2 protein-coding genes are annotated in these 2,386 nt (G+C 65.0%); one reads left to right on the top strand and one right to left on the bottom strand.

The genetic code is table 11. The features are described from left to right. The first annotated feature begins 44 nt into the window (after nucleotides 1–44). On the top strand, nucleotides 45–938 hold the full coding sequence (argB, locus tag EOA60_RS29030) for an acetylglutamate kinase (RefSeq protein WP_095825488.1): 894 nt from the start codon (nucleotides 45–47) through the stop codon (nucleotides 936–938). On the opposite strand, the gene bchE is transcribed toward argB, so the two are convergent. After that, nucleotides 935–2,386 (bottom strand): magnesium-protoporphyrin IX monomethyl ester anaerobic oxidative cyclase (gene bchE / locus EOA60_RS29025; protein ID WP_128312328.1); only part of this gene is annotated, 1,452 nt, incomplete at its 5' end. The genes argB and bchE overlap by 4 nt on opposite strands.

The raw sequence follows: 2,386 nt of genomic DNA, 5'->3' as shown, positions 1-2,386 counted from the left end.
CCGCTAAGACGCCCGCCATCCTTGCCACCTAGGGAAAAGCACCGATGACGGACATCGCCGCCAACGCCGAAATGCAGGCCGCGCTGCTCTCGCGCGCGCTTCCTTATATGCAGCGCTACGAGAACAAGACGGTGGTGGTTAAGTATGGCGGCCATGCCATGGGCGACAACGAGCTCGGCAAGGCCTTTGCGCGCGACATCGCGCTGCTCAAACAGTCCGGCGTCAACCCGATTGTCGTCCACGGCGGCGGGCCGCAGATCGGCGCCATGCTCAACAAGATGGGCATCGAATCCAAGTTCGAGGGCGGGTTGCGCGTCACCGACCAGAAGACGGTCGAGATCGTCGAGATGGTGCTGGCCGGCTCGATCAACAAGGAAATCGTGGCGCTGATCAACGCCGAAGGCGAATGGGCGATCGGTCTCTGCGGCAAGGACGGCAACATGGTCTTCGCCGAAAAGGCGCGCAAGACCATGATCGACCCGGATTCGAACATCGAGCGGGTGCTGGATCTCGGTTTCGTCGGCGAGCCGGTCGAGGTCGACCGCACGCTGCTCGACCTGCTGGCCCGTTCCGAGATGATCCCGGTGCTGGCGCCGGTGGCGCCCGGCCGCGACGGCCATACCTACAACATCAACGCCGATACTTTTGCCGGCGCCATCGCCGGCGCCTGCCGCGCCTCGCGCCTGCTGTTCCTGACCGACGTGCCCGGCGTGCTCGACAAGAACAAGAAGCTGATCGACGAGCTGACGGTCGGCGAGGCCAAGGCGCTGATCAAGGACGGCACGATATCGGGCGGCATGATCCCGAAGGTCGAGACCTGCATCGAGGCGATCGAGCGCGGCGTCGAGGGCGTGGTCATCCTCAACGGCAAAACGCCGCATTCGGTGCTGCTCGAGCTGTTCACCGAGCACGGGGCCGGCACGCTGATCGTTATTTAGCCGGCTAGCCTTCTGCTTTCCGCGACCCGCTTATCTTCCGCGACGGGCAGGGTCGGCTTTCGCGCCGAGTGCTGAAAGACCATCGATTCCTCATCGGCGTCCTGCGGCGCGCCCCAGAATTCGGCAAGCGTCGGGCCCGCGGCCACGCGGCGGTCCCGCACCAGAAAACCCCAGACCTCGCGGAACCAGACGCGGCGGCCCATATTGGTGTACCAACGCATCGAATGCCGCTGCTCTGGGTCCGGATGGAAAAGGACGCGCGCCAGCGCTTTCGGCCGTGACTGCACGGCAAGCTCGATCAGTTTGACGGCGAAGAACAGCATCCACGGCTTCAGCCGGGTCATATGCAGCACCTGGTGCTTGTAGTCCCAGAGCCGGACGTCCTTCTGGATCACCCTGCGATCCTTGGCGATGCGGAAGAACGGCGTCCAGCGATGCGGCGTCACATAGAGCGCCTGGATCTGGTCGGGATCATAGGCGATGAGCTGGCGAAAGCCGCGCCAGAGATCGCGAAAACCCTCATCCTCGAAGCCAACGACCCAGGTCGCCATGGACAATATGCCGTGCCGGCGAAGCAGCCGGATCGCCTCGCGGTCGGACTTGGTGCTGCCGCCCTTGCGGATCAGCGACAGTGTGGCCTCGTCGGTGTTCTCCATGCCGAGCAGCCAGCGGATGACGCCGGCCTTGCGATAAAGGTGCAGGATATCGGCATCGCGCACGATATCGTCGGCGCGCGTCGAGCCGACGATCAGCACCGGCACGTTCTCGGCGATCATCGCATCGAGAAAGGCGCGCCAAGCCTTCTTCGAGGAGGTGGGGTTCTCGTCGGCCAGATTGACCAGTTCGACGCCATACTCGCGGTGCAGCCAGGCGATCTCCCTGGCGAAGCTGACCGGGTCGCGATGTCGCCAGCGGGTCCAGAAGCCGCGCTGGCCGCAATAGTTGCACAGATGCGGACAGCCGCGCGAGAACTGCATGACCACGGCGCGCTTGCCGCCCCAATAGCTGTAGCGGCCATGGTCGATCAGCTCCCAGCCGACGCGGCAGGCGTCGAGATCGGCAATTGTCATCGCAGGCGGCGTCGCGAAGGGTCGGCCGCAATCGTCGCGATAGGCGATGCCGGCGACACCCGACACCGGCCGGCGCCTTTCCAGCGCCTCGACCAGCGCCAGCGCGGTCGCCTCACCCTCGCCGCGCACGATGAAGTCGAAGACGTCCGTTGCGGCGAGCACGTCGCGCCAGTGATAGGTCGGGAAGACGCCGCCATAGAGGATGACGACCCCTAGCGCGCGGGCCTTGATCATTTCCGCGATCCGCAGCGCGGTCGGATGCGCCGAAGTCGAGCCGGAATGGCCGATCAGGACGAAATCCGGATTATCGCTCAGGGCCTCATCGACGAGCGTGGAAAGCGGCATCGGCCCGAACTCCGCGTCGACCAGGCGCACTCG

This window comes from Mesorhizobium sp. M1A.F.Ca.IN.020.06.1.1 (genome assembly GCF_004023265.1).
In the GTDB taxonomy this organism is placed as follows: domain Bacteria; phylum Pseudomonadota; class Alphaproteobacteria; order Rhizobiales; family Rhizobiaceae; genus Mesorhizobium.
This window is presented reverse-complemented; position numbering and strand designations above follow the sequence as displayed.

Coding starts and splice junctions, on each gene's coding strand:
- argB (WP_095825488.1), top strand. CDS start 45: ATGACGGACATCGCCGCCAACGCCGAAATGCAGGCCGCGCTGCTCTCG.